Origin of the sequence: Streptomyces sp. NPDC046831 (assembly GCF_040645305.1) — a bacterium.
Classification (GTDB): Bacteria; Actinomycetota; Actinomycetes; order Streptomycetales; family Streptomycetaceae; genus Streptomyces.
Genome location: NZ_JBEYXZ010000014.1, coordinates 1 through 25,123 on the forward strand (window position 1 = coordinate 1; position 25,123 = coordinate 25,123).

Genomic DNA, 25,123 nt, shown 5'->3' on the forward strand with positions numbered 1-25,123 from the left:
CGGACCTGGTGCCGAGCGGCGAGCAGTCGGCCGCGGGCCTGCTGGAGGACTGGCTCAAGACCACAACCGGGTCTTGAAGGCCGACGTCACGCACAGGCCCGAATAAACCAACAGCATCCGTGCCGGTGGGCGGGGCCTCGCTCGGCCTCGAATCCGGACGCCTCCGGACCCGTGACGCGGACTACTCGGACAGGACCGCTTCCGCGTCCAGGGTCGTGGCGACCGCCTGGATCACCGCGGCGATCTTGAACGCCTCCTGGATGACGTCACGGTCCAGGCCCGCCTTGCGCAGGACCTGCTCGTGCGAGTCCAGGCACATGCCGCAGCCGTTGATGGCGGAGACCGCGAAGGACCACAGCTCGAAGTCGACCTTGTCGACGCCGGGGTTGCCGATGACGTTCATCCGCAGACCGGCGCGCAGGGTGCCGTACTCGTGGTCCGACAGCAGGTGCCGGGTGCGGTAGAAGACGTTGTTCATCGCCATGACGGCGGCCGCGGACTTGGCCGCGGTGTACGCCTCCGGCGTGAGGTTCGCCTTCGCCTCGGGCTCCAGCTCACGCAGGACGATCGGCGAGCGCGCGGCGATCGCCGTGGCCAGCACGGTGCCCCACAGCTGCTGCGCGGGCAGATCGGAGTTGCCGATGACCGAGCCCAGGTTGAGCTTCAGGTCCTTGGCGTAGTCCGGTACGGCGGACTTCAGGGAGTCGAGCGACACGGTCACTCACCCGCCAGCAGCGCGACCGGGTCGAGGGTCTCGTCGCCCTTGCTCCAGTTGCAGGGGCAGAGCTCGTCGGTCTGCAGCGCGTCCAGGACCCGCAGGACCTCCTTCGGGTTACGGCCGACGGAGCCCGCGGTCACCATGGTGAACTGGATCTCGTTGTTCTGGTCGACGATGAAGACGGCACGCTTGGCGAAGCCGTCCTCGTCCTCGATGCCCAGCTGGCGCATCAGCTCGTGCTTGGAGTCGGCCATCATCGGGAACGGCAGCTCGCGCAGGTCGTCGTGGTCCTTGCGCCAGGCGTGGTGCACGAACTCGGAGTCGCCCGAGAAGCCGAGGATCTGGGCGTCACGGTCGGCGAACTCGTCGTTCAGCTTGCCGAAGGCGGCGATCTCGGTCGGGCACACGAAGGTGAAGTCCTTGGGCCAGGCGAAGATGACCTTCCACTTGCCCTCGTAGGTCTTGTGGTTGATCGTCTCGAACTCCTTGCCCTTCTCCAGCGAGACGCAGGCGGCCAGTTCGAACTCGGGGAACTTGTCACCGACAGTGAGCACGCGCTCTCCTTGCAGCGAAGAAACACCTGGTTTGCGGGCGTTTCCCATGGGTTGGACGTAGGTGATGTTGGCACAGGGTGCATTGATTGCGGAAATAGCTACACTCGGTCGTGTTGATCGGAGGTAGCTATCAGTGACTGGTAGGAAGAGGCAGCCGAGCCTCGCTCAGCTGCGCGCTTTCGCCGCCGTCGCCGAGCACCTGCACTTCCGGGACGCCGCCGCCGCGATCGGGATGAGCCAGCCGGCGCTCTCCGGCGCGGTCTCGGCGCTGGAGGAGGCACTCGGTGTCACCCTGTTGGAGCGTACGACGCGCAAGGTGCTGCTCTCACCCGCCGGTGAGCGGCTGGCCGTGCGGACCAAGGCGGTGCTCGCCCAGGTCGGGGCGCTGCTGGAGGAGGCCGAGGCCGTCCGGGCGCCCTTCACCGGGGTGCTGCGGCTCGGCGTCATCCCCACCGTCGCGCCGTACCTGCTGCCCACGGTGCTGCGCCTGGTGCACCAACGGTACCCGCACCTCGATCTCCAGGTCCACGAGGAGCAGACGGCCAGCCTGCTGGAGGGGCTGGGCGCCGGGCGGCTGGACCTGCTGCTGCTCGCCGTGCCCCTCGGGGTGCCCGGTGTCGTCGAACTCCCCCTGTTCGACGAGGACTTCGTCCTGGTCACCCCACTCGACCACGAGCTGGGCGGCCGTGAGGGGATACCCCGGGAGGCGCTGCGGGAGCTCAATCTGCTGCTCCTGGACGAGGGCCACTGCCTGCGCGACCAGGCTTTGGACATCTGCCGCGAGGCCGGCCGCGAGAACGCGCCGGTCACCACGACGGCCGCGGGCCTGTCCACGCTGGTGCAGCTCGTCGCCGGCGGCCTCGGGGTGACGCTGCTGCCGCGGACCGCCCTGAAGGTCGAGATCTCCCGCAGCAACCAGCTGCTCACCGGCTACTTCGCCGAACCCGCCCCGTCCCGGCGCGTGGCCCTCGCCATGCGCACCGGTGCGGCCCGGGGCGCCGAGTACCGGGAGCTCGCGGCCGCACTGCGGGAGGCACTGCGGCCGCTGCCGGTCCGGGTGCTGGAGGGCGCGGACTGACGGTGCGCCGGTGAGGGGGGCCCGGTGCCCCCGGCTCGCCGTCGGCCGTGCGGCGGGCCGGGGGCACCGGCCGGCCGTCCGCACCGGCCGGCGGTCCGCACCGGCCGGCGGTCCGCACCGGCCGGCGGTCCGCACCGGCCGGCGGTCCGCGCCGGGCGGGCGTCCACGCCGCGCCCGTGCCCGGATGCCGGCCGCCGCGGGCCGGCACCCCGGCACGGTGGTCGCGGGCCGCCGTGCGTGCCCGGGCACCTGGGGTCACCCGCGGCGGGCCCTCGGCCTACTCCGTGCGCAGCCCGTCCGGGCGCATCAGGCGCAGCAGCGGCGGCAGGCTGAGCAGCGTGACCGTCAGGACGACGGCCGCGCCGATACCGGTCATCGCGAGCACGCTGGGCCAGTCCACGCCGACCGTCGTCCCCGTCATCTTCAGCAGCACCGCACCCAGCGTGAGACCCACCGCCGAGGCCAGCAGCAGGCCGAGCACGATCGGGACGGCGGTCTGCCACAGCACCGACAGGCCCAGCGTGCGCCGCCGGGTGCCGAAGGCGACCAGCGCCGACAGCAGTTTCCTCCGCTCGCGCAGCTGCTCCAGCTGGGACACCAGCAGGCTCGCCCCGATCAGCGCCAGGACACAGGACGCGCCGATGAACAGCCCGGTGCGGATGGAGGTGAACCTGCGGGACTGCTCGCCGGCCGCCCAGGTCGTCGCGCCGGCCAGCGGGTCGATCGCGCTCGCGGTGTTCCGCACCCGCTCGCGCACGTCCGGCACGGACTCGTCGAGCGCCAGGTAGACCGTCCCGGTGAGCTGCGCGGCCAGCCCCGCCGGCACGGCCTGCGGCGTCATCAGGAGACCACCGCGCCGCACCCCGGTCGGGTCGTCCACCGACCGGGCCGGCCTGAGCCCCCGCGGCACCGTCCAGGTCAGCTCCGGGCCGCCGTCCGTGCCGCGGGAACCGCTGAAGTACAGCGTGCGTCCCGGCACCGCCAGCTTCGGGGTGTCCTGGTCGTACGCGCCGCCCCGCAGGGCGAAGACGTCGCCGTTCCGGCAGGAGGGCATGCGGGCCACCTCGCGCAGGGCCGCGCAGTCGCCGATCGTCACCTGGCTGGTGCGGTCGGGCCCCCGGTCGTCCCAGGTGCGGTCGCCGACGTCGGCCCACGTCAGGGCGGTCGCCCTGCGCACGCCCCGGGTGGCGGCGAGGTCGCCGGCGGCGGCGCCGGGCTCGACGCCGCGCGGCAGCGACACCTGCATCTGGGCCCGGGACAGGTCGTTGTGCGACTGCCTGGTGTAGTCGCCCTGGACCCCCGCGAACAGCATCTGCAGCGCGATCGCCCCCGCCACCGCCACGGCGATGCCGTTGACCGGGCGCGCCGCCGAGCCGCTGCTCAGCTGGAGCCGCCTGACCGCGAGTTGCCAGGCCACGCCACCGGAGCCGAGCCGGGCGACGACCGCCTCCACGATCCACGGCAGCAGCGCGGTCACGCCGACGAGCAGCAGGACGACACCGCCGGTCACCAGATACTGGTTGAAGTTCCCGTGGTCGCGGCCCTGCCCGACCATGGGGTAGAGCATGGCCAGGCCGCCCAGCGGCAGCAGCAGCCGCCACCACAGCCGGCGCCGCGCGGTCCTGGCGGTGCGCACCACGCCGAGCGGCTCGATCACCACCCCGCGCAGGGCGAACAGGGTGACCAGCACCGCCGCCGCCGGCACGGCGACCGCGACCAGGGCGGCGAGCGCCGGGGAAGGGTCGAGGTAGCCGGGGAACACGCTGATGCCGAGGATCTCCACGGACCCGGCCACCTGGCGGCCGGCCAGGAAGAAGCCGGTGCCGAAGACCAGGCCGAGCAGGGAGCCGGCGAGGGCCTCGCCGGCCGCGATCCGCCGGGTCGTCCGGCCGTCGGCGCCGACCAGCCGCAGTGCGGCGAGCCTGCGGTCGCGCCGCTCGCCACCGAAGCGCACGGCGGCGGCGATGAACACCGCGACGGGCATCAGCAGCACCACGAACATGACCAGGACGAGCAGGATCAGCACCGGGTCCATCTGCTCGGGCGTCGGGTCGGGGTCGCCGAACTCGCTGATCCGGGCCACCCGGTAGCCGTCGATGCGCCCGGCCAGGCCGTCGGCGCCCGCGTAGTAGGCCAGTTCGCGGGAGCCGATGAGCCCGCTCTCCCCGATCGTCCCGGTGACGCGGTAGGGCAGCCGTTCGCGCAGCATCTTCCCGTCGCCGGAGCCGAGCAGGTCCCGCAGGGCGGGGGAGACGACCATGTCGCCCGGGGCGGGATACCGGCGCAGACCCGGCGGGAGCGGGGCCCGTGCCCCCTCGGGCTCCACCAGCCGCCCGCGGACCTCCGCCTGGTGGTACGTCGTGTCGACGTCGGCGATCACCAGGGTGTCGTCGGCCCTGGGCACGGGTTCCCGGCCGTAGGTGTAGTCGAGGCGGGCCTCCTCCCGGTCGTGGCGCACGGCCAGGGCGTTCGGCAGCGCGGTGGTGAGCAGCAGCAGCGCCACGCCCAGGCCGACGCCCACGGCCGTGAGCACCGCCCTGACCCAGCCCTCCCGCCCGCCGGCCAGGGCGAAGCGGACCCCCATCGCGAGGTCGCGGGCCCAGCGGCGCGTCCTCATACGATCCGCTCCATGTCCCGCGACCTGCCGTCCCGTACGACGATCTCGCGGTCGGAGTAGGCGGCCACGCGCGCCTCGTGCGTGACGAGGACGACGGCGGCGTTGGCGGTCCGTGCCGCCTCGGTGAGCAGCTCCATCACCCGCTCGCCGTTGAGGGAGTCCAGGGCGCCGGTCGGCTCGTCGGCGAACAGCACCCGCGGGCCGGTGACCAGGGCGCGGGCGACGGCGACCCGCTGGCCCTGGCCGCCGGACACCTCGCCGGGCCGCTTCCTGCGCAGGTCGTCGACCTCCAGCCGCTCCATCCAGGCCAGCGCGGCGCGTTCGGCCTCCTTGCGCGGGGTGCCGTTCAGCCGCAGCGGCAGGGCCACGTTCTCCACGCAGGTCAGCTCGGGCACGAGCTGGCCGAACTGGAACACGAAGCCGAACTCCGAGCGGCGCAGCGCGCTGCGCCGGGCGTCGGTCATCGCCGACAGCTCCCGCCCGTCGTAGGTGATGGTGCCCGAGTCGGGGGTCACGATGCCGGCGAGGCAGTGCAGCAGGGTCGACTTGCCGGAGCCGGAGGGTCCCATGACGGCGACGACCTCCCCGGGGTGGATGGAGAACTCGGCGCCGGCGAGCGCGGTGGTCGGGCCGTAGGCCTTGTGCAGGTTCTCCGCCGCCAGCAGGGTGCCGGCGGGAGGGGCCGCGTGCGTCATGCGGTCACCGCCTCGCGGAGCCGGTCCAGGCGCGCCGCGGTCAGTTCCAGCCACCGCAGGTCCGCCTCGAGGTGGAACAGGGCGTGGTCGCAGATGAGCTGGTCGGCCAGGTCGCCCTTGCGCTTGCGGTCGGTCAGGATCCGCATGCCGCGCAGGTGTTCGGCGCGCTGGGTGTCCAGGATGTCGGCGGCGTCGCGGTGGGTCAGCAGCGCGAGCACGACCTTGGTGTAGAGCGTCGACTGCAGGTACGGCTCGGGCTTCTCCGGCGTGGCCAGCCAGCGCTCGACGTCCGTGATGCCGGCGTCGGTGATGGCGTAGCGCTTGCGCTCGGGGCCGTCGCCCGCCTCGATGCCGTCGACTTCGACGAGCCCGTGCTTCAGCAGGCGGGACATCGTCGAGTAGACCTGGCCGTAGTGCAGCGGCCGGTCGTGACCGAACTTGTCGTCGAAGGCCCGCTTGAGGTCGTAGCCGTGGCGGGGCCCGGACTCCAGGAGTCCCAGAAGGGTGTGACCGATGGACATGGCCGCACTCTACACACGGTGTATACGCCGGGTGTATACAGCGCGTGCCGCGATCGTGGCAGCCGGTGGGAGGGCCCAGGTCGGGGCCGATTGTCACAGTTCCGCTACCGGGACGCGGACGGGCCGCCGCGCGGAGGGTCCGGTGGAGGGCCGGACGGACCGCCGGACGCAGGGGGCGGTGACCCGGTGCCGCCGCGCGGCGGGCGGCCCCGGCGGGGGAGCGGGCCGGCCTCTCCGGGGAGCCGGCCCGCCTCCGCGAGGGCGCGCCGCAGCAGGAACTCGATCTGGGCGTTGGCCGACCGCAGCTCGTCCGACGCCCACCGGGCGAGCGCCTCGTACACCGACGGGTCCAGCCGCAGCAGCACCTGCTTGCGCCGCTGCGGCCGCCGCTCGGGGGCCGGCCCCCCGGAAGCGTCCGTCACTGGTAGAGCGTCCCGGTGTTCAGCACGGGCTGCGGCGCCCGGTCCCCGCAGAGCACCACCATCAGGTTCGACACCATCGCCGCCTTCCGCTCCTCGTCCAGTTCCACGATGTCCCGCTCGGCGATCCGGGCGAGTGCCGCCTCGACCATGCCGACCGCTCCGTCCACGATCTCCCGCCGGGCGGCGACGACCGCGCCGGCCTGCTGCCGCTGGAGCATCGCCGAGGCGATCTCGGGAGCGTACGCCAGGTGCGTGAAGCGGGACTCGACGATCCGCACGCCGGCCGCCTCCACCCGCGCGTGCAGCTCGGCGGCCAGCTTCTCGGTGATCTCCTCGGCGTTGCCGCGCAGCGACAGGCCGTCGGCCTCGTGGGCGTCGTAGGGGTACTCGATGGCGATGTGCCGCACGGCCGCCTCGGTCTGCGTGGCGACGAACTCCAGGAAGTCGTCCACCTCGAAGGTGGCCTGCGCGGTGTCCTGGACCTTCCACACCACGACCGCGGCGAGTTCTATCGGGTTGCCGTAGGCGTCGTTGACCTTCAGCACGGCGGTCTCGTGGTTGCGGACGCGGGTGGAGATCTTCGTGCGCGAGGTGAGGGGGTTCACCCAGCGCAGCCCGTCCTCGCGGATCGTGCCCCGGTACCGGCCGAAGAGCTGGACGACGCGGGCCTCGCCCGGCGCCACCATGTTCAGCCCGCACATCCCGAGGAACGCCGCGAGGCCGGTCAGCACGCCCAGCAGGATCAGCACGACCTGGACGCCGGTCGCGGTGACGGCCGAGGCGGTGACGAACAGCGCCGCGGCGAGCAGCAGTCCCAGCAGCCCGAGCAGCAGCGCCAGTCCGCCGCCGATGCTGCGCGCGGGGAACTCCCGCACCCGCGGGGCGGGCATCTCCGGCAGGTCGGGCGCGCCGGCGGTGGGCGCGCTGTCGTGCGTGGACATGGAGGTCCCCCGATCTCGTCGTGGCGGTGGCCGCGGGCGCCCGTGCGGGCCGGTGACCACCGCCGGTCATCTATCTAAGTGATAGCACTTTATCCCGCCACGGCAACCCCCAACAGCCCTGGGGCGTCGGTTCCTTGGGATGGGTGCTGATTCTCACGTCCGTAAAAGAGCGGATCGGACGCTCTTTGTCATAGAGGGCGGTGTTAGCTTTCAGAGCTGATCCGGGCCACGCACCGGTCTGACGACCGAGAAGGACGACCGAGAAGGAAGCGGAGTCAGGGACCGATGGGACGAGCGGAAGAGAGACGAGCGCGGCGGCGCGGTGGGCACCGCGCGGCGCCGAGGCGCCGCTCGTCGCAAGCGGCCGGCAAGCCCGGCAGGAGCGGCATACGACGCCTGTTCACCTGGAGGAGGCTCCTCGGCACCTTCCTCGGCGCGTGCCTGCTCGCGATCGGCACGTTCGTCGTCCTGTACCTCGTGGTGGACGTCCCCCAGGGCAACGCCGCCGCCCGCCAGCAGAGCAACGTCTACAAGTACAGCGACGGCACGATCATGGCCCGGGTCGGCACCGTCAACCGCGAGAGCGTGGACCTGGCCAAGGTGCCCAAGAAGGTCCAGCGCACCTTCGTCGCGGCGGAGAACAAGACCTTCTACACCGACTCCGGCGTCGACCTGAAGGGCACCGCCCGCGGTCTGCTGAACACGCTCACCGGCAAGGGCATGCAGGGCGGTTCGACGATCACCCAGCAGTACGTCAAGAACTACTACCTCAACCAGGACCAGACGGTCACCCGCAAGCTGAAGGAGATGGTCATCTCCCTCAAGGTGGACCGCCAGATGTCCAAGGAGGACATCCTCGCCGGCTACGTCAACACCAGCTACTACGGCCGCGGCGCCTACGGCGTCCAGGCCGCCGCGCAGGCGTACTACCGCGTCGACGCCGAGGACCTGACGGTCGAACAGGGCGCGTACCTCGCGGCCCTGCTGCAGGCGCCGAGCCAGTACGACTGGGCCGTGGCGAGCGAGACCGGCAAGCGGCTGGTGCAGAACCGCTGGAACTACGTCCTGGACAACATGGTCCAGCAGCACTGGCTCGACCCCTCCGCGCGGCGGGCCATGCGGTTCCCCGTGCCCCAGCCGCCCAGGGGCACGCCGGGCGAGGAGGGGCAGAAGGGCTACCTGGTCCAGCTCGCCAACCAGCAGCTCGAACGGCAGCTGATGAAGGAGCAGGGCATCAGCCAGGCCCAGGCCGAGGCCGAGGTCGTGGACCGCGGGTGGACCATCACCGTCAACATCGACCGGAAGAAGCAGGCCGCGCTGGAGAAGGCGGTCACCGCGGAGCTGACCCGCAAGCTGGACCCGGAGGCGCGCGACGTCGACGCCGACGTCCAGGCCGGCGCGGTGTCCGTCGACCCGCAGACCGGGCACGTCGTCGCCCTGTACGGCGGCCGGGACTACTTCAAGCACTACGTCAGCAACGCCACCCGCAGGGACTACCAGCCCGCGTCGACGTTCAAGCCGGTCATCCTCGCCGCCGCGTTGGAGGAGGGCTCCACGACGCAGGGCGGGCAGCCGATCGACGCGAACACCGTCTACGACGGCTCGAACCGCCGCCAGGTCGTCGACCACGGCGCCGAGGTCGGCTTCGCCCCGCCGAACGAGGACGAGGCCGGCTACGGGCCGATCACCGTCCAGACGGCGATGAACAAGTCCGTCAACTCCGTCTTCGCGCAGATGGGCGTCGACGTGGGCATGGACAAGGTGATGAGCACCGCCGGCCGGCTCGGCATGGACACCCGGGACATGCAGGCGGTGCCCGCCCAGACCCTCGGCTCCATGGGCGCGAGCCCGCTGGAGATGGCCGGCATCTACGCCACCTTCGACCACCACGGCAAGAAGGTCACCCCGAGCGTCGTCAGGACCGCCGAGCAGAAGAACCGCACGGTCAGGATGCCGGACCCGGTCGGCGGCCAGGTGATCAGCCGGGAGGCCGCCGACACCGTGACCTCCGTGCTGACCGGTGTGGTCGACGACGGCACGGCCCGCGAGTCCGTGCGCGACAACCCGCTGCGCGACGGCCAGCAGGTCGCGGGCAAGACGGGTACGTCGGACAACGACAAGTCGGCCTGGTTCAGCGGCTACACCCCGGACCTGGTCACCTCGGTCGGCCTGTTCGGCGAGGACCCGGAGAGCCACGCGCAGGTCACCCTGAAGGGCGCCACGGGCCAGGTCCCGGGCAGCGGCCGCATCAACGGCGGCGGCTACCCGGCGCGGATCTGGGCGGCGTACACCTTCGGCGTGACCGACCGGGCGACGTTCGACCTGCGGACCACGCAGGGCGCGGCCGTCCAGCCCGAGACGCCCTCCGGGACGCCGTCGCGTACGCCGTCCGAGACCCCGTCGGAGACCCCCAGCGAGACGCCGTCGCAGACGCCCTCGCAGTCGCCGAGCGAGACGCCTTCCCGGACGCCGTCGCAGACGCCCAGCCAGACGCCGTCGCAGACGCCGTCCGAGTCGGCGACGACCAGGGAGCCCACGGGCGGCCTCACCCGCAGCCCGCTGCTTCCGGACGTGCGGTAGGAGTGCGGTAGGAGCCGGTGGACCAGGGGCGCCCGGCGGAAGGCGGGCGCCCCTGGTCCGTGCGCGGACGTGAGGGCCGTGTGCGGCGCCTGACGGGCCGTTGACGGGCCGTCGGCGGGAGGCGGCGCAGGGCAGGCCGGCCGGCGGGACCGCGGCGGACGCGTTCGCACCAGCCCGGCCCGATCCGAACGGAACCGCCCCGGCCCGCCGCCCGGCACGGCGCGCCGCCCCGGCCGGCGCGCACCGTGGCGCCGCCGGGCGGGCTGTGGCGCCGTCGCCCTCCGTGGCGGGTGCGCCGGGGCGGGTGGGCCGTGGCGCCGCCGTCCTCCGTGGCAGCCGCGCCGGGCCGGGCAGGCCGTGGCGCCGTCGGCCTCCGTAGCAGGCGTGCCGGGGCGGGTGGGCCGTGGCGCCGTCGCCCTGGGTGGCAGGTGCGCCGGGTCGGGCGGCTGTGGCGCCCGCCGGGCTCCGTGGCAGCCGCGGCGGGCCCGGGTGGGCTGTGGCGCCCGTCGGCCTCCGTGGCAGCCGCGCCGGGCCGGGCAGGCCGTGGCGCCGTCGCCCTCCGTGACGGGTGCGCCGCGGCGGGTGGGTCGTGGCGCCCGCCGGGCTCCGTGCAGCCGCGGCGGGCCGGGTGGGCTGTGGCGCCCGTCGGCCTCTGTGGCGGGTGCGCCGGGCTGGGTGGGCTGTGGCGCCCGTCGCCCCCCGCGACGGGTGCGCCGGGCCGGGTGGGCTGTGGCGCCCGTCGGCCTCCGTGGCGGGCGCGCCGGGCCGGGCGGGCCGTGGCGCCGCCCGCCCATGCGGCAGGCGCTAGCCCCGGTTCAGCTCGAACCAGACGACCTTCCCCGTGCTCAGCCGGGTGGCGCCCCACCGCCGGGCCAGCCGGTTCACCAGGTACAGGCCGCGGCCGCCCTCGTCGGTGGCCCGGGCCTGCCGCAGCCTCGGCAGCTGCGGCACGTCGTCGCCGACCTCGCAGCGCAGCACGTCGGTGCGCAGCAGGCGCAGGGTGATCGGGCGGGACGCGTAGCGGACGGCGTTGGTGACGACCTCGCTGACCAGCAGCTCCACGGAGTCGGTGAGCTCCTCCAGGCCCCAGCGGGCCAGGGCGCGACGGGCCAGCCGGCGGGCCCGGCCGGGGGCGGAGTCCTCCGGCTCCAGGAACCAGTACGCCACGTCGCTCGGCGCGATCCCGTCGAAGCGCGCGGCGAGCAGCGCGATGTCGTCGTCCCGGTCGCCCGGGCCGAGCATGTCGAGCACCTCGTCGCACAGCGCCTCCAGCGGCGGCGCGTGGTCCGGCCCGGTGAGCTGCGCGGTCGCGGACAGCTTCTCGCGCAGCTGCTCTATGCCGGTCCACACGTCCCGCAGGCGCGACTCCACCAGTCCGTCGGTGTACAGCAGCAGCGTGGCACCGGCCGGTGCGTCCAGCTCCACCGCCTCGAAGTCCACACCGCCCACGCCGATCGGCGCGCCCGCCGGCACCCGCAGCACCTCGGCCCGGCCGCCCAGGTGCAGCAGGACGGGCGGCGGATGGCCCGCGTTGGCGATGGTGATGCGGTGCGCGACCGGGTCGTAGACGGCGTACAGGCAGGTCGCCATGCGGTCGGTGCCCAGGCGCTGCGCCTGCTCGTCGAGGTGGTGCAGCACCTCCTGCGGCGGCAGGTCGAGGCCGGCCAGGGTCTGCGCGGTGGTGCGCAGCTGGCCCATGATCGCCGCCGAGGTCATCGAGTGGCCCATGACGTCGCCGACGACGAGGGCGACCCGGCTGCCGGGCAGCGGGATCGCGTCGTACCAGTCGCCGCCCACCCGCGCGGTCTCGGCGGCGGGCAGGTAGCGCGACGCCAGCCGCACGCCCGTCGGACGGGGCAGCGTCTCCGGCAGCATGGTCCGCTGCAGCTCGTCGGCGATGTACGCCTCGCGCCCGTACAGCACCGCCTTGTCGACGCCGAGCGCGCTGTGCGTGGCGAGCTGGGCGGCGACCAGCAGGTCGTCCTGCTCGAACGCGGGGCGGTCGGGGCGGCGCAGGAAGAGCGCCGCGCCGATGACACGGCGCCGGCCGCGCAGCGGGGCCAGGATGGCCCGCTGCCCGCCGGGCACCGCCAGGTCGGTGTCCTCGCCGAGCAGTTCGCACAGGGCGGCACGGGCGGACGGCGTCTCCGTGAACACCGGCCGCACCCCCCGCAGCACCTCGCCGAGCGCGCTGCCGGGCCGCACCTCGCACAGTTCGTTGGTGACCGCCGACAGCGCGGCGGGCTGCTCGGGCTGCGGCGCGGGCATGAAGCCGTTCTCGCTGTCGCGGTCCGCCGGTATCCGGTCGGTGCGGCGCAGCCGCAGCACGAGCGGGCCGACGGGCCGCTCGTCGCCCACCGGCAGGGGTTCACGCAGGTAGACGAGGATGGCGTCGGAGAAGGTGGGCACGGTGGCCCGGCACAGCCCCATGACGATCTCGTCGAGGTCCATGCCGCGGGCGATGCGCCGGGTGGCCGCCCCCACGAACCGCAGCCGGTCGCCGTCCCTGCGCATCGGCATCGGCCCGCTGCCCGGCAGCCGCTGCCCCGTGCGCCGTTCCCCGCCGGGCCGCTCGGGTGCCGCGCCCGGCTGCTCCGGGACGGCGTCCGCCGGCCGCGGCCGGTGCGCGTCCTGCTCGGCGGTCGCGGGCTGGGCGTGCTCCGGGCCTTCGCCGGAGGCCAGGGGCGCCCCGGGGCCGGTGGAGGTGCCCGCCTGCGCGCCCGCCGCGGGCACGCCGGAGGACGCCGGCTCCACGTCACGGCCGCACGCCGGCGTGGCGCGCGGGCCGGAGGGGGGCTCGGCGGCGGTGGAGGGCTGCAGCGGTAAGGCCGGGCTGCCGGGGGAGGAGCCGGGCGCGCGGAGGTCCTCCGAGGTGCGCAGGAGCGCCCCGCGGTCGTCCGCGGGGTCGACGCCCGCCTGGGGGCGCTCGAAGGAGGTCGGCTGCTCCGTCACGCGTGTCGCATCCATCCGTCCGGGGCCGCGCGCCGGGCGCGCAGTTCGTCCCGCCGAAGACCCGATACCCGCAATACGTGCCCCGGGAACGGATTCGGGTGGTCACGGGTCGGTCCCGCGCCGCCGGCGAACCGTCCACGGCCCGCACGGGTGTTGCCGTCGTACCCCTCGCTCACGTCCTGCCGCCCCTCGGTGACGTCCGGTCGGACTTGCGTGCTGTGGTGGAAAGGCCGCTCTCAACGACCGTGCTGCGCACCGCCCTTGCCCATTGTTGCGGAGGACGATCCTACGTTTGCCGCCCGGGGGTGCTACAAGGGTCTCATGGGGACACGTGCGCCGGCGTGCGGTCCCAGTCCCGCGGCAACGACGGTACCGGCCAGGACGGATCGGGGCGCCAGTGCTGCCAGCCGTCCGAGAACGGCGGGCCCCATGCGGTGATCACCTCCACCGCGGACCGGCCCGCCGCGCGCACCCGCTCGGCCAGTGCTGCGTCCATCAGGCCGTCGCGCTGGGCCTGCGCGAACTCGTCCTCGTCCCGCCAGTGCCAACTGCGGTCCGGGCTGACGGAGATGTCCAGGAAATGGTCCTCGGAGTCCACCCCGCCGGCCCATCGGGCGAGCGGCTCCTCCAGGTTCACGTACCAGTTCTTGAACTGCCAGCCCGGCTCCCAGAACAGCCACACCGACCAGGGCTCGCCGGGCCGCGCCAGCTTCAGCACGCCCGTGCCGAACCAGCGGTCCCGCAGCACCGTCCGCGGCTTGGTGTACCGCGAGGCGAGCGGCTCCAGGTGGACGGGCGTGCCGTCGGCGAGCACGGGCTTGACGCACTCGGTCCCGGGCGCCATCCAGACGGCGAGCAGACCGGGGTCGTCGCGCACGACGGTCACGGGCCGGGCGATGTGGAAGCCCGCGCCGCCGTTCTCCCGGTACCGCCACAGGATCTGGCTTCCGGGGGCCCAGTGGGCCGTCGCACCGCCCGCCTTCACGTCTCTCACCGCTCCGTCCTCTGCCATGAACAGATACTAGGTGCCCCAGGCACACGTCGCCGCGGCACGCCTCGGGGGTTCACGCCCGGGACGGGGAGTTCACGGGCGCGTCATCCGCAGGACGTCCAGCGCCTCGTCGAGCTGCTCCTCGGTGAGGTCGCCACGGTCCACGTACCCGCTCTCCAGCACGACCTGACGGATCGTCTTCTGCTCGGCCAGCGCCTTCTTGGCCACCTTCGCGGCCTCCTCGTACCCGATGTACTTGTTCAGCGGCGTGACGACGGAGGGCGAGGACTCGGCGTACTCCCGCGCCCGTTCGCGGTGCGCGGTGATGCCGTCGACGGTCCGGTCGGCCAGCAGCCGGGAGACGTTCGCGAGCAGCCGGATCGACTCCAGGACGTTCTTGGCGATGACGGGCAGCATCACGTTGAGCTCGAAGTTGCCCGAGGCGCCGGCGGTCGCGACGGTGGCGTCGTTGCCGATGACCTGGGCGCACACCATCAGCACGGCCTCGGGGACGACCGGGTTGACCTTGCCGGGCATGATCGAGGAACCCGGCTGCAGGTCGGGCAGGGCGATCTCGGACAGGCCGGTGCGCGGGCCGGACGCCATCCACCGCAGATCGTTGGCGATCTTCGTGAGGCCGACGGCGATGGTCCGCAGCTGCCCGCTGGTCTCGACGATGCCGTCCCGCGCGCCCTGCGCCTCGAAGTGGTCGCGGGCCTCGGTCAGCGGCAGGCCGGTGGCGCGCGCGACCTCCTCGATGACGGCGGCGGAGAAGCCGGGCGGGGTGTTGATGCCGGTGCCGACGGCGGTGCCGCCCAGCGGCAGCTCGGCCAGCCGCGGCAGGGAGGCGGTCAGCCGCTCGATGCCGTACCGCACCTGGGCCGCGTACCCGCCGAACTCCTGGCCCAGGGTCACGGGCGTGGCGTCCATCAGGTGCGTCCGCCCGGACTTGACCACGTCGGCGAACTCCTCCGCCTTGCGGCTCAGGGCCCGCGCCAGGTGGTCCAGGGCGGGGATCAGCTCCCGGTCGACGGCGGCGGTGGCGGCGATGTGGATCGACGAGGGGAAGACGTCGTTGGACGACTGCGAGGCGTTGACGTGGTCGTTGGGGTGCACGTCCCGGCCGAGCCGCTCGCCGGCGAGGGTCGCGATGACCTCGTTGGCGTTCATGTTCGACGAGGTCCCGGACCCGGTCTGGAACACGTCGACGGGGAAGTGGTCGTCCCACCTGCCCTCGGCGACCTCCTCGGCCGCCTCGTGGATCGCCTCGGCGACGTCCTTGTCCAGCACGCCCAGCCGCGCGTTCACCCGGGCGGCGGCGGCCTTGATCCGGGCGAGCGCCTCGATGTGGGCCCGCTCCAGGCGCTGCCCCGACACGGGGAAGTTCTCCACGGCCCGCTGCGTCTGGGCCCGCCACTTGGCCTGTGCCGGGACGCGCACCTCGCCCATGGAGTCGTGCTCGGTGCGGTAGCGCCGCTCGTCGTCGGTCGTCATCGTCGTCGTACCTCCGGAAGGTCGGAGCACGGCGGAAGGAAGGCCTGTTCCCGTCCGCCGGCCTGGCGTGTCCGGTGGTCCGGGTGCCCTCGCCGCGCTGCGGCAGACCCCCGGCACGGCGGCGGGCGGCCCCCACGGCGAGGTGGGGACCGCCCGCACGGCGGCGTCCGGCCGGTGCTGCCCGCGGCCGGGAAGCCGGCTCTACGCCAGGCCCGGGCCGCGGACCGGGATCGACGTGAACGTGGGCGGCTGCGCCGGGGCCTGGAAGAAGTCGTTGCCCTTGTCGTCCACGACGACGAACGCGGGGAAGTCCTCGACCTCGATCCGCCAGACGGCCTCCATGCCGAGCTCCTCGTACTCGACGACCTCGACCTTCTTGATGCAGTCCTGGGCGAGGCGGGCCGCCGGGCCGCCGATGGAGCCCAGGTAGAAGCCGCCGTGCGCCGCGCACGCCTCGGTGACCTGCTTGCTGCGGTTGCCCTTGGCCAGCATCACCTTCGAGCCGCCCGCCGCCTGGAACTGCTCGACGTAGGAGTCCATGCGGCCGGCCGTGGTCGGGCCGAACGAACCGGAGGCGTAGCCCTCGGGCGTCTTCGCCGGACCCGCGTAGTACACCGGGTGGTCCTTCAGGTACTGCGGCATCTCCTCGCCGCGGTCCAGCCGCTCCTTGATCTTGGCGTGCGCGATGTCGCGCGCCACGACCAGCGGGCCGGTCAGCGACAGCCGGGTCTTCACCGGGTACTTCGTCAGCTCGGCGAGGATCGCGTCCATCGGCTGGTTCAGGTCGACCTTCACCACGTCGCCCTCGTCGAGCTGGGCGTCCGTCGTGTCCGGCAGGAAGCGGGCCGGGTCGGTCTCCAGCTGCTCCAGGAAGACGCCCTCGGGGGTGATCTTCGCCAGCGCCTGGCGGTCGGCGGAGCAGGAGACCGCGATCGCGACCGGACAGGAGGCGCCGTGCCGGGGCAGACGCACCACGCGCACGTCGTGGCAGAAGTACTTGCCGCCGAACTGCGCGCCGATGCCGATCTTCTGCGTCAGCTCGAAGACCTTCTCCTCCAGCTCCTTGTCCCGGAAGCCGTGCCCGAGCTCGGAGCCCTCGGCCGGAATCGAGTCCAGGTAGTGCGCGGAGGCGTACTTCGCGGTCTTCAGGGCGAACTCGGCGCTGGTGCCGCCGACGACGATCGCCAGGTGGTACGGCGGGCAGGCGGCCGTGCCCAGCGAGCGGATCTTCTCCTCCAGGAACTTCATCATGGAGGACTCGTTCAGGACGGCCTTGGTCTCCTGGTACAGGAAGGACTTGTTGGCGCTGCCGCCGCCCTTGGCCATGAACAGGAACTTGTAGGCGCCGCCGTCGGTCGCGTACAGCTCGATCTGCGCGGGGAGGTTCGAACCGGTGTTCTTCTCCTCCCACATCGTCAGCGGGGCCATCTGCGAGTAGCGCAGGTTGAGCTTGGTGTAGGCGTCGAAGATGCCGCGCGACAGGGCCTCCTCGTCGGCGCCCCGCGTCAGCACGTTCTGGCCGCGCTTGCCCATGACGATCGCCGTGCCGGTGTCCTGGCACATCGGCAGGACGCCCGCCGCCGCGATGTTCGCGTTCTTCAGCAGGTCCAGGGCGACGAACTTGTCGTTCGCGCTGGCTTCCGGGTCGTCGATGATGCGGCGCAGCTGCGCCAGGTGGGCCGGGCGCAGGTAGTGCTGGATGTCGTGGACGGCCTCCTCGGCCAGCTTGCGCAGCGCCTCCGGCTCCACCTTGAGGAACGTCCGCCCGTCGGCCTCGAAGGTGGAGACACCCTCGGAGGTCACCAGCCGGTACGGAGTGGTGTCCTCTCCCATGGGGAGCAGGTCGGTGTACGCGAACTCAGGGCGGACAGGGGGGGAACTATGCGGCATCTCGCCCATTCCTCACTCGACAGACGGCGGCCCGCCTCCGTCGGCGGGCGCCCACCAGCGTAGAACCTGCCGCTGAGGGCGGACCTGTGAGGTAAGGCTCAGTCCCCCGGCCGGGGTACGGCCGGGTACGGCCGGGGTGTGGCCGGGTTTTCCACAGGGCGGCAACCGGGGGGTAGTCGCGATCTATCGCGTTTCGCTAGGCTGCTGCCGTGGACCTTCACCAGCAGACCGGAGCGCGTACCGCCGCGCTGCGCGCCTCGGACGCCGACCGTGACCGCATCGCCGACATCCTGCGCGACGCCCTCGCCGAGGGCCGCCTGACCGCCGACGAGCACGCCGAGCGCGTCGAGGGGGTGCTGAGCGCCAAGACGGTCGGTGAGCTGGAGGTCTTCATCCAGGACCTGCCCGCCGCCCACCAGGCCCGCACGGGCCCCGGGTACAGCCACGTCCCGCACCGCCCGGCGGCCGGCACCGTGCCGCCGGAGGCCGACGAGAACGTGGTCGCGGTGTTCAGCGCGGCCGTGCGCAAGGGCCGCTGGCGCGTCGGGCGCCGGATGCACGCGTTCGCCGTCTTCGGCAACGTCGAGATAGACCTCAGCGAGGCGCTGTTCGAGTACCAGCAGATCGTGATCAAGGCGGTGTCGGTCTTCGGCAACGTCGAGATCCGCGTCCCGGAGAACGTGTCGCTGCGCGGCACCGGAGGCGGCGTCCTCGGCACCTTCGAGGTGGACACCCTGGACGCGGCCGACCCCGACGCGCCCGTCGTCTACGTCGACGGCTGGGCGGTGCTGGGCAACGTGGAGGCACGGCCCAAGCGGGGCCGGCTGGTCGCGGACATCCTCGACCGGGTGCAGCGCAAGGTCGACCGCGCGGTGGACCGGCACACCCGCCGGCACCTCGGGCGCTGACGAACCGGCCCTCGCCGGCACCCTCGGGCCGTGCCCAGGCACGGCTCCGCACGGCTCGGGCACGGCTCGGGCACGGCTCCGGCGGGCGGGCGCGGAACCGGCGTGCGGGGCCGCGGCTGGGGGCCGGAGTGCCGGAGTGCGGGGCGGCGGTCCGGGGGTCGGAGTGCCGGCGTGCGGGGTGCCGGCCCGGAGGCCGGCGTGCGGGGCGGCGGTCCGGGGGTCGGAGTGCCGACCTGCACAGCGGGGCGCGGGGGCGGAGTGCCGGCGTGCAAGGCGGCGGCCCGGGGGCGGAGTACCGGCGTGCGCTTCCGGTGTTCGGCGTGGGCCGGCGTCGGGGGAGCGGCGTGCGCGCCGGCAGGACCGCTGGCGGCGAACCCGGACCGGGCGCGGCAGCGCGGGCCGTTGGCGGGCGGCCGCCCGGCCGCTCGGCGGACGGAAGCCTTCCGTGCCCGCCGTGCCGACGGCGGCTCCGGCGCGGCACTGCGGGCCGGCGGACGGGAACTCAGTGCATAGGCGCGCGTACAGCGGGTAGGCCTTGCGCATCGTCTCTCGCTCGCGAAGCCGTCGTCAGGAGAAGACCGTGCTGCAACCGCCGCATTCGTCCGTGCAGGTAGCTGCCCTTCCGGCACAGCGGGTGCCAGCGCGGGACAGGGACCACGACGCACCGTGGCACACCGAGGCGGTGTGCCGGCGCGACGAGGCCGGCCTGTTCTTCGCCCCGTCCAAGGAACCCACCGCCGCCCGGCTCTCGCGCGAGGACGCGGCGAAGCGGGTCTGCGCGCGCTGTCCGGTGATGGTCGAGTGCCGCGAGCACGCCCTGCTGCAGCCCGAGCCGTACGGCGTCTGGGGCGGCCTGACCGCCGCCGAGCGCCGGGTCGTCCTGGCCCGGCGCCGCCGCCGGGACCTGGAGCTGAAGAAGGCCACCCGCGCGACGGGCCGGGTCGCCGCGGCCGGCTAGGCCGGACACGTCACCGGCCCGCGGTGCCGCCGCGACCGTGACACGCGTACGGGGCGCCCCCTCTGCACAGGGGGCGCCCCGTCGTCGTACGGCCGCGGCCGGCCGGGGTCACCGGGACGCCGCCCGGACGATGCCGGGCCGCCGGCCGCGGCCGGCGGCCCGGCGGCTACAGACCCCGGTCGAAGTCGATCGCGCTGTAGGCGCGCAGCTTGCTCAGCCGGTGCTCGGAGTCGATCCGGCGGACCGTCCCGGACTTCGAGCGCATCACGATCGAGTCGGTCGTGGCCGTCTCCGAGCGGTAGCGCACGCCCCGCAGCAGCTCACCGTCCGTGATGCCGGTGGCGACGAAGAAGACGTTCTCGCCGGAGACCAGGTCGTCCGTGGTCAGCACCCGGTCGAGGTCGTGGCCGGCGTCGACCGCACGCTGCCGCTCCTCGTCGTCCTTCGGCCACAGCTTGCCCTGGATGGTGCCGCCCAGGCACTTCACGGCGCAGGCCGAGATGATGCCCTCGGGCGTGCCGCCGATGCCGAGCAGCAGGTCGATGCCGGTCCCCTCGCGCAGCGCCAGGATGGAGCCGGCGACGTCGCCGTCGGAGATCAGCTTGATGCGGGCGCCCGTCTCGCGGATCTCGTTGATGATGCCCTCGTGCCGCGGCCGGTCGAGGATGACCACCGTGACGTCCTCGGGGGTGGCCCGCTTGGCCTTGGCGACGCGGCGGATGTTCACCGACACCGGCGCGTTGATGTCGACGAAGTCGGCGGCGTCGGGGCCGGTGACCAGCTTGTCCATGTAGAAGACGGCGGACGGGTCGAACATCGCGCCGCGCTCGGTGGCCGCGAGGACGGCGATCGCGTTCGGCATGCCCTTGGCGGTGAGCGTGGTCCCGTCGATCGGGTCGACCGCGATGTCCACCTCGGGGCCGGTGCCGTCGCCGACACGCTCCCCGTTGAAGAGCATCGGGGCCTCGTCCTTCTCGCCCTCGCCGATGACGACGACGCCGTTCATCGACACGGTGGAGACGAGGGACCGCATGGCGCGCACCGCGGCACCGTCGGCGCCGTTCTTGTCGCCGCGTCCCACCCAGCGGCCCGCGGCCATCGCCGCGGCCTCGGTGACCCGGACCAGTTCCAGTGCGATGTTGCGGTCGGGGGCCTCGGAGGGGACTTCGAGCTCGGACGGCAGGTGATGATGCTCGGTCATCGGAGCGCACCTTTCTGATACGACGACGGCCGGATGAGGGTCTTGGCCAAGACTCTATCGCCGAGCAGACAAAATGAGCAGGGGACCCCACGGATGAGCGGTCGGGACACCTGCGACGATAGGGGGCGTGGCAGGTTCGAACGGCAAGCAGAAGTCGGTCTGGGACATGGTCCTCTCCCTGGGCCTGATCGTGATGGCGGCAGGGGTCATCTACCTCTTCATCCCGCACGACGACCACGCCCCCGACATCAAGCGGGTGGACTACGGCGTCGAGCTGGAGACGGCGCGCCGGGCGTCGTCGTACCCGGTCGCCGCGCCCGTGGGCCTGCCCGAGACCTGGAAGGCCACCTCCGTCCGCTTCCAGGGCGACAGGGGCGACTCCTGGCACCTGGGTTTCCAGGACCCCGAGGGCCAGTACGTGGCGGTGGAGCAGTCCACCCGGAGCCGCGCGCAGTTCATCGACGAGGCCAGCCAGGGCGCGCACGCGACGAAGACCACCCAGAAGATCGACGGTCGCACGTGGACCCGCTACACCGGCGGCCGCTACGACGCCCTCGTGCTGGAGAGGACCGGCTCCTCCGACTCCCCGACGACGGTGGTGGCCGGCACGGCGTCGTTCGCCCGGCTGACGACGATGGCGGACGCGCTGGAGATGAAGTGACCGCCCGCACGGTCCTGACGGCCGTGCCCGCCCGGACGGCGGCGGACGCGCGGGCCTGAGACGGTCCCGGCACGGACCACCGCCCACGCCTCCAATGGCTACGCGCGCGCCTGGTGGCTACGCGCGCCACGGCGCCTCCGTACGGCTGTGACGGCGTACGCCCACGGCTGCCGCGGCGCAGGCGGGCCCCGACGCGCGTGCACGGCCGCCCGCATCCGTCCGCGCCCCCTGTGCGGGGGCCGGAAGGCGGGCGGGCGCCCCGGCGCCGTCCGGCCGGGCGGCAGATCACCCGGCGGCCCCTTCCTCGTCCTGCTCGGCCTCCTCGGCCAGCGCCGCGTCCAGCCGGGCCCGCGCCCCTTCCAGCCAGCGGCGGCACACCTTGGCCAGTTCCTCGCCCCGCTCCCACAGCGCGAGGGACTCCTCCAGGCTCGTGCCGCCCGCCTCCAGGCGCCGGACCACCTCGATCAGTTCGTCCCGCGCCTGCTCGTAGCCGAGGGCCTCGCCGGCCTCGGCCGTCCCGCTCACGTTGCTGGTCATGCGTCCCACCTCAGGTATCGGTTCGGTCGACTCGTACGGAGAACTCGCCCTCGGCGACCCGCGCGCGCAGCGCCTCGCCCGCCGTCACCTCGGCCGGGTCGCGGACCACGTGCCCGTCGGCCCTCTGCAGCACGGCGTACCCGCGCCGCAGGGTGGCGGCGGGGGAGAGGGCGACCACGCGCGCGTGCGTGTGGGTCAGCTCCGAGTCCGCGCGGTCCAGCAGGTGCCGCAGCGTCCGCCGGCCGCGGTCCAGCAGGGACGCGACGTGATCCGCCCGCTCGTCGACCATGCGGTGCGGGTCCTCCATGCAGGGCCGGGCCAGCGCGTGCGCGAGGCCGCGCTCCTCCCGCTCGACGAGCGCCCGCACGCACCGGCGGGCCCGGTCGCGCAGCTGCCGCACCCGCTCGGCCTCCTCGCCGACGTCCGGCACGACCTTCTTCGCGGCGTCCGTCGGGGTCGAGGCGCGCAGGTCGGCGACGTAGTCGAGCAGCGGCGTGTCCGGCTCGTGCCCGATCGCGGACACCACCGGCGTGCGGCAGGCGGCGACCGCCCGCACCAGCTGCTCGTCGGAGAACGGCAGCAGGTCCTCCACGCTTCCGCCGCCGCGCGCCACGATGATGACGTCGACGCCGTCGATCTCGTCGAGCTCCTTCACGGCCTGCACCACCTGCGGAACGGCGTGCACGCCCTGCACCGGGACGTTGCGCACCTCGAAGCGGACCGCAGGCCAGCGGTGCCGGGCGTTCTCCAGCACGTCCCGCTCCGCCGCGGAGGCGCGGCCGCACACCAGGCCGATCAGCTGCGGCAGGAACGGCAGGGCCTTCTTCCGCTCGGCCGCGAACAGCCCCTCCGCCGCCAGCGACTTCTTCAGCTGCTCCAGCCGCGCCAGCAGCTCGCCGACGCCCACGGGCCGTATCTCGACGGCCCGCAGCGACAGCTGCCCGCGCGGGGCGTACCACTCCGGCTTCGCGTGCACGACGACGCGGGCGCCCTCGCTGACGACGTCGGCTACCGCGTCGAACACCTGGCGGTAGCAGGTCACGCCGACGGAGATGTCGTACGACGGGTCGCGCAGCGTCAGGAAGACCACGCCCGCGCCCGGCCGCCGCGACAGCTGCGTGATCTGCCCCTCGACCCACACGGCGCCGAGCCGGTCGATCCATCCCCCGATCATCCGTGAGACCTCGCCGACGGGCAGGGGCGCTTCGGGGGACGTGGTGACAGCCATGACCGCGAGGGTAGCCGCCGTCTGTGACAACGCCCCGGCACACCGGGCGGCGGCCCGGCGCGATCCCGCCCCGGGCGGGACCTCGTCCGCCACCGCCGCCCCTCCACCGCTGCTCCCCGTCACCGCCCTCGGCTCCGGCGGGTGGCAGGTGATCTCGGCCGGCCGCCCACCCCCTTACGATGGGTGCCATGACTGCTTCGCCTGGCCGCCGTGTCCTGCTCGCCGCCCCCCGGGGCTACTGCGCGGGTGTGGACCGCGCCGTGATCGCCGTCGAGAAGGCCCTGGAGCAGTACGGGGCCCCGATCTACGTCCGGCACGAGATCGTCCACAACAAGTACGTCGTGCAGACGCTGGAGAAGAAGGGCGCCGTCTTCGTCGAGCGGACGGAGGAGGTGCCGCCGGGCAACATCGTGATGTTCTCGGCGCACGGCGTGGCCCCCGTCGTCCACGAGGAGGCCCAGCGCGGCCGGCTCGCCACCATCGACGCGACCTGCCCCCTGGTCACCAAGGTGCACAAGGAGGCGGTCCGCTTCGCCAACGAGGACTACGACATCCTCCTGATCGGGCACGAGGGCCACGAGGAGGTCATCGGCACCACTGGCGAGGCCCCCGAGCACATCCAGCTCGTCGACGGGCCGGAGGACGTCGCGGGCGTCGAGGTGCGCGACCCGTCCAAGGTCGTCTGGCTGTCGCAGACCACGCTCTCGGTCGACGAGACCATGGAGACCGTCGACGCGCTCCAGCGGAAGTTCCCGCAGCTGCTGTCCCCGCCGAGCGACGACATCTGCTACGCCACGCAGAACCGTCAGCTGGCCGTCAAGCAGATGGGCGCCCAGGCGGACCTGGTGATCGTGGTCGGCTCCCGCAACTCCTCCAACTCCAAGCGGCTGGTGGAGGTCGCCAAGATCGCGGGCGCGCGCGCCGCGTATCTGGTCGACTTCGCCGACGAGATCGACGAGGCCTGGCTGGAGGGCGTCTCCACGGTGGGCGTCACGTCGGGCGCGTCGGTGCCGGAGCTCTTGGTCGAGCAGGTCCTCGAGTGGCTCGCGCAGCGCGGCTTCGAGGACGTGGAGATCGTCAAGGCGGCCGAGGAGTCCATCACCTTCTCCCTGCCCAAGGAGCTCCGCCGGGACCTGCGCGAGGAGGCGGCGGACCTGGTCGCGGAGCGCGGCGGAGCCGGTGCCCCGGCCCGGGACTGAGCACGGCACGGATCGCCCGGCACCGATCCCGGGGGTACGGGCGTGACCGTCCGTCGTACGTCGTAACGTGGAGCCATGCAGATCTTCGGCGTGGACATCGGTGGGTCCGGGATCAAGGGTGCCCCGGTTGACCTGGACAAGGGCGATCTGGCCCAAGAGCGTTTCAAGGTGCTCACCCCGCACCCGGCGACGCCCGACGGCGTGGCCGACGGTGTCAGGCAGGTCGTCGAGCACTTCGGCTGGGACGGCCCGGTCGGGCTGACCTTCCCGGGTGTGGTGACCGGCGGCGCCACCGTCCGCACGGCGGCCAACGTCGACAAGGGCTGGATCGACACGGACGCGCGGGCGTTGTTCGGCGAGCGGCTGGGCGGGCTGCCGGTGACGGTGGTCAACGACGCGGACGCGGCGGGCGTCGCGGAGATGAGCTTCGGCGCCGGCCGGGGCCGCAGGGGCACGGTCATACTCCTGACGTTCGGCACCGGCATCGGCAGCGCGGTGTTCGTCGACGGCGTCCTCGTCCCTAACACCGAGCTGGGCCACCTGGAGCTGGACGGCCACGAGGCGGAGAAGCGGGCCTCCAGCAAGGTCAAGGAGGACCAGGACCTGAGCTGGGAGCAGTGGGCCCGCCGGGTGCAGAAGTACCTCGCCCACGTCGAGATGCTGTTCTCGCCGGAGCTGTTCATCATCGGCGGCGGCGTCAGCCGCAAGTCCCACAAGTTCCTGTCCCTCATCGAGGGGGTCCGGGCGGAGATCGTCCCGGCGCAGCTGCAGAACAACGCGGGGATCGTCGGGGCCGCGATGCGGGCGGCGAAGGAGCAGTAGGGGCCGGCGCCCCGGCACGCCCGCCGTCCGGAGCCCGGACGGAGGGCCGCCGGGGTCTCGGGCGCCCCGGCACGCCCGCGCGCGGAGGCGGGGCGACGGCCGGCCGGCGGCCGGTGGCGAACCCGAGCGGGTCGCCGGAGTCTCCGGTGACCGGTG

At 73.4% G+C, this 25,123-nt stretch carries 21 protein-coding genes; 7 read left to right on the forward strand and 14 right to left on the reverse strand.

The features are described from left to right. Positions 1 to 181: 181 nt before the first annotated feature. Together ABZ920_RS14650 and ABZ920_RS14655 are read right to left on the reverse strand one after the other, a co-directional pair. Positions 182 to 715, reverse strand: coding sequence for an alkyl hydroperoxide reductase (locus ABZ920_RS14650; RefSeq protein ID WP_361503551.1), 534 nt, complete (start codon positions 713 to 715; stop codon positions 182 to 184). A gap of 2 nt (positions 716 to 717) precedes the next feature. Beyond that, positions 718 to 1,272 carry a peroxiredoxin gene (locus tag ABZ920_RS14655; RefSeq protein ID WP_361503554.1) on the reverse strand — a complete coding sequence of 185 codons (555 nt, stop codon included), beginning with the start codon at positions 1,270 to 1,272 and terminating at the stop codon, positions 718 to 720. 133 nt (positions 1,273 to 1,405) lie between these two features. Between ABZ920_RS14655 and ABZ920_RS14660 the strand changes: the two genes are divergently transcribed. Then, entirely contained in the window at positions 1,406 to 2,350 is a 945-nt protein-coding gene (locus ABZ920_RS14660) for a hydrogen peroxide-inducible genes activator (RefSeq protein WP_361503557.1), read from the forward strand. Positions 2,351 to 2,627: 277 nt separating this feature from the next. Here ABZ920_RS14660 and ABZ920_RS14665 read toward each other — a convergent pair whose 3' ends face one another. From ABZ920_RS14665 to ABZ920_RS14685, 5 genes are all read right to left on the reverse strand, one after another. Continuing rightward, a complete protein-coding gene (locus ABZ920_RS14665; RefSeq protein WP_361503560.1) occupies positions 2,628 to 4,967 on the reverse strand; it encodes an FtsX-like permease family protein in 2,340 nt (779 codons plus the stop codon). Continuing rightward, positions 4,964 to 5,662, reverse strand: coding sequence for an ABC transporter ATP-binding protein (locus ABZ920_RS14670; protein WP_361503563.1), 699 nt, complete (start codon positions 5,660 to 5,662; stop codon positions 4,964 to 4,966). The genes ABZ920_RS14665 and ABZ920_RS14670 overlap by 4 nt, the downstream gene beginning before the upstream one ends. Then, on the reverse strand, positions 5,659 to 6,183 hold the full coding sequence (locus ABZ920_RS14675) for a PadR family transcriptional regulator (protein ID WP_361503566.1): 525 nt from the start codon (positions 6,181 to 6,183) through the stop codon (positions 5,659 to 5,661). Before ABZ920_RS14675 ends, ABZ920_RS14670 begins: the two co-directional genes overlap by 4 nt. 104 nt (positions 6,184 to 6,287) lie before the next feature. After that, a complete protein-coding gene (locus ABZ920_RS14680; protein WP_361503569.1) occupies positions 6,288 to 6,605 on the reverse strand; it encodes a hypothetical protein in 318 nt (105 codons plus the stop codon). Further along, positions 6,602 to 7,546: an SPFH domain-containing protein gene (locus ABZ920_RS14685; protein WP_361503572.1), complete on the reverse strand. Its 945-nt coding sequence runs from the start codon at positions 7,544 to 7,546 to the stop codon at positions 6,602 to 6,604. The genes ABZ920_RS14680 and ABZ920_RS14685 overlap by 4 nt, the downstream gene beginning before the upstream one ends. A 285-nt stretch (positions 7,547 to 7,831) precedes the next feature. Between ABZ920_RS14685 and ABZ920_RS14690 the strand changes: the two genes are divergently transcribed. Then, positions 7,832 to 10,126, forward strand: coding sequence for a transglycosylase domain-containing protein (locus ABZ920_RS14690; protein ID WP_361503575.1), 2,295 nt, complete (start codon positions 7,832 to 7,834; stop codon positions 10,124 to 10,126). A gap of 804 nt (positions 10,127 to 10,930) precedes the next feature. Here ABZ920_RS14690 and ABZ920_RS14695 read toward each other — a convergent pair. From ABZ920_RS14695 to ABZ920_RS14710, 4 genes are all read right to left on the reverse strand, one after another. Continuing rightward, on the reverse strand, positions 10,931 to 13,078 hold the full coding sequence (locus tag ABZ920_RS14695; protein WP_361503578.1) for a SpoIIE family protein phosphatase: 2,148 nt from the start codon (positions 13,076 to 13,078) through the stop codon (positions 10,931 to 10,933). 319 nt (positions 13,079 to 13,397) lie between these two features. Then, complete coding sequence (locus ABZ920_RS14700; RefSeq protein ID WP_361503581.1) at positions 13,398 to 14,090, reverse strand: DUF402 domain-containing protein; 693 nt, start codon at positions 14,088 to 14,090, stop codon at positions 13,398 to 13,400. Positions 14,091 to 14,162: 72 nt separating this feature from the next. Continuing rightward, positions 14,163 to 15,563: a class II fumarate hydratase gene (locus tag ABZ920_RS14705; protein ID WP_361503584.1), complete on the reverse strand. Its 1,401-nt coding sequence runs from the start codon at positions 15,561 to 15,563 to the stop codon at positions 14,163 to 14,165. Between the two features lie 201 nt (positions 15,564 to 15,764). Next, positions 15,765 to 17,453 carry a fumarate hydratase gene (locus ABZ920_RS14710; protein WP_361503587.1) on the reverse strand — a complete coding sequence of 563 codons (1,689 nt, stop codon included), beginning with the start codon at positions 17,451 to 17,453 and terminating at the stop codon, positions 15,765 to 15,767. A gap of 209 nt (positions 17,454 to 17,662) precedes the next feature. Between ABZ920_RS14710 and ABZ920_RS14715 the strand changes: the two genes are divergently transcribed. Then, positions 17,663 to 18,361 carry a DUF1707 domain-containing protein gene (locus ABZ920_RS14715; RefSeq protein WP_361503590.1) on the forward strand — a complete coding sequence of 233 codons (699 nt, stop codon included), beginning with the start codon at positions 17,663 to 17,665 and terminating at the stop codon, positions 18,359 to 18,361. Positions 18,362 to 18,941: 580 nt separating this feature from the next. Continuing rightward, positions 18,942 to 19,319 (forward strand): WhiB family transcriptional regulator, encoded by a 378-nt coding sequence (locus ABZ920_RS14720; protein WP_361503593.1) that lies wholly within the window; start codon positions 18,942 to 18,944, stop codon positions 19,317 to 19,319. 166 nt (positions 19,320 to 19,485) lie between these two features. Here ABZ920_RS14720 and glpX read toward each other — a convergent pair whose 3' ends face one another. After that, positions 19,486 to 20,520 carry a class II fructose-bisphosphatase gene (gene glpX, locus ABZ920_RS14725; protein WP_361503596.1) on the reverse strand — a complete coding sequence of 345 codons (1,035 nt, stop codon included), beginning with the start codon at positions 20,518 to 20,520 and terminating at the stop codon, positions 19,486 to 19,488. 127 nt (positions 20,521 to 20,647) lie between these two features. On the opposite strand from glpX, the gene ABZ920_RS14730 reads away from it, so the two are divergent. Then, on the forward strand, positions 20,648 to 21,181 hold the full coding sequence (locus ABZ920_RS14730; RefSeq protein ID WP_361503599.1) for a DUF4245 domain-containing protein: 534 nt from the start codon (positions 20,648 to 20,650) through the stop codon (positions 21,179 to 21,181). Positions 21,182 to 21,466: 285 nt separating this feature from the next. Here the strand turns inward: ABZ920_RS14730 and ABZ920_RS14735 are convergent, their stop codons facing one another. Both ABZ920_RS14735 and xseA read right to left on the reverse strand, forming a co-directional pair. Further along, complete coding sequence (locus ABZ920_RS14735; RefSeq protein WP_361503602.1) at positions 21,467 to 21,718, reverse strand: exodeoxyribonuclease VII small subunit; 252 nt, start codon at positions 21,716 to 21,718, stop codon at positions 21,467 to 21,469. 10 nt (positions 21,719 to 21,728) lie between these two features. Next, positions 21,729 to 22,946: an exodeoxyribonuclease VII large subunit gene (gene xseA, locus ABZ920_RS14740; RefSeq protein ID WP_361503605.1), complete on the reverse strand. Its 1,218-nt coding sequence runs from the start codon at positions 22,944 to 22,946 to the stop codon at positions 21,729 to 21,731. A gap of 179 nt (positions 22,947 to 23,125) precedes the next feature. Between xseA and ABZ920_RS14745 the strand changes: the two genes are divergently transcribed. Both ABZ920_RS14745 and ppgK read left to right on the forward strand, forming a co-directional pair. Further along, a complete protein-coding gene (locus ABZ920_RS14745) occupies positions 23,126 to 24,145 on the forward strand; it encodes a 4-hydroxy-3-methylbut-2-enyl diphosphate reductase (RefSeq protein WP_361503608.1) in 1,020 nt (339 codons plus the stop codon). A 75-nt stretch (positions 24,146 to 24,220) separates the two neighbouring features. Then, positions 24,221 to 24,967, forward strand: coding sequence for a polyphosphate--glucose phosphotransferase (gene ppgK / locus ABZ920_RS14750; protein WP_361503611.1), 747 nt, complete (start codon positions 24,221 to 24,223; stop codon positions 24,965 to 24,967). The last annotated feature ends 156 nt before the right edge of the window (positions 24,968 to 25,123 follow it).

Coding starts and splice junctions, on each gene's coding strand:
- ABZ920_RS14665 (WP_361503560.1), bottom strand. CDS start 4,967: ATGAGGACGCGCCGCTGGGCCCGCGACCTCGCGATGGGGGTCCGCTTC.
- ABZ920_RS14670 (WP_361503563.1), bottom strand. CDS start 5,662: ATGACGCACGCGGCCCCTCCCGCCGGCACCCTGCTGGCGGCGGAGAAC.
- ABZ920_RS14675 (WP_361503566.1), bottom strand. CDS start 6,183: ATGTCCATCGGTCACACCCTTCTGGGACTCCTGGAGTCCGGGCCCCGC.
- ABZ920_RS14685 (WP_361503572.1), bottom strand. CDS start 7,546: ATGTCCACGCACGACAGCGCGCCCACCGCCGGCGCGCCCGACCTGCCG.
- ABZ920_RS14690 (WP_361503575.1), top strand. CDS start 7,832: ATGGGACGAGCGGAAGAGAGACGAGCGCGGCGGCGCGGTGGGCACCGC.
- ABZ920_RS14700 (WP_361503581.1), bottom strand. CDS start 14,090: ATGGCAGAGGACGGAGCGGTGAGAGACGTGAAGGCGGGCGGTGCGACG.
- ABZ920_RS14705 (WP_361503584.1), bottom strand. CDS start 15,563: ATGACGACCGACGACGAGCGGCGCTACCGCACCGAGCACGACTCCATG.
- ABZ920_RS14710 (WP_361503587.1), bottom strand. CDS start 17,453: ATGCCGCATAGTTCCCCCCCTGTCCGCCCTGAGTTCGCGTACACCGAC.
- glpX (WP_361503596.1), bottom strand. CDS start 20,520: ATGACCGAGCATCATCACCTGCCGTCCGAGCTCGAAGTCCCCTCCGAG.
- ABZ920_RS14735 (WP_361503602.1), bottom strand. CDS start 21,718: ATGACCAGCAACGTGAGCGGGACGGCCGAGGCCGGCGAGGCCCTCGGC.
- xseA (WP_361503605.1), bottom strand. CDS start 22,946: ATGGCTGTCACCACGTCCCCCGAAGCGCCCCTGCCCGTCGGCGAGGTC.
- ABZ920_RS14745 (WP_361503608.1), top strand. CDS start 23,126: ATGGGTGCCATGACTGCTTCGCCTGGCCGCCGTGTCCTGCTCGCCGCC.
- ppgK (WP_361503611.1), top strand. CDS start 24,221: ATGCAGATCTTCGGCGTGGACATCGGTGGGTCCGGGATCAAGGGTGCC.